The organism is Seonamhaeicola marinus, assembly GCF_008085455.1.
The window spans coordinates 1-934 of sequence record NZ_VSDQ01000095.1 but is presented as its reverse complement, the minus strand read 5'-3'; the positions used below and the strand labels follow the sequence as shown (position 1 = coordinate 934).

General features: G+C 31.3%; 2 protein-coding genes. One reads left to right on the top strand and one right to left on the bottom strand.

Features of this window, described 5'->3' with window-relative positions:
* On the top strand, positions 1 to 617 hold a 617-nt coding region (locus FUA24_RS00600; protein ID WP_394344174.1), incomplete at its 5' end, for an arsenic resistance protein.
* A gap of 51 nt (positions 618 to 668) precedes the next feature.
* On the opposite strand, the gene FUA24_RS00595 is transcribed toward FUA24_RS00600, so the two are convergent.
* On the bottom strand, positions 669 to 934 hold a 266-nt coding region (locus FUA24_RS00595; RefSeq protein WP_148539608.1), incomplete at its 5' end, for a M20/M25/M40 family metallo-hydrolase.

Here is a 934-nt window from a genome sequence, read left to right as displayed (position 1 = left end):
TAAACAGTATTTTTCAAGTGTTTGGCTACAGCTTTTATGCTTGGTTATTCATTACAAAACTACCTCCTATTTTTGGTTTTGAAGGTACCATTGTTGATATTTCAATAGCAACTATTGCTGAAAGCGTATTGATTTATTTAGGCTTACCATTTTTAATGGGTATATTAAGTCGTGTATTTTTGGTTAAATTAAAAGGCGAAACTTGGTACAACACTGTGTTTATTCCTACTATTTCACCGTTAACACTTATAGCTTTATTATTTACTATAATAGTTATGTTTTCTTTAAAAGGCGAACTAATTGTTGAAATACCAATAGATGTATTAATTATAGCTGTTCCGCTTTTAATTTATTTTATAATTATGTTTATTGTGGGCTTCTTTTTCACTAAAAGTGTTGGAGCCAATTACACAAAAACTGCTGCCGTAGCGTTTACTGCTGCTGGTAATAATTTTGAATTGGCTATTGCTGTTGCTATTGCTGTATTTGGTTTAAACTCCGGACAAGCATTTACTGGTGTTATTGGCCCTCTAGTTGAAGTACCTGCATTAATTTTACTTGTAAAAGTTTCCTTTTGGTTAAAACGTAAATACTTTAAAACTTCTGAAATAAAATAAAAAAACTGCCATTTGTAAAATGGCAGTTTTTTTTAAAATTTATGTTGCTCTTTAAGCTTCCGGAATATTTTTTAAAATTTCTAAAACAAATTTCCAGTATTTTTGAACTGAAGAAATTTGTGCACGTTCATCGGGTGAGTGTGCTCCTTTAATATTAGGACCAAAACTAATCATATCCATTTCAGGATAATTTTGCCCTAAAATACCACACTCTAAACCTGCATGACACGCTGCTACGTGTGGTTTTTCGCCATTTAAATCTTCATATAATTTAGCCATTACTTTTAATATAGCTGAGTCCATATTAGGTGTCCACC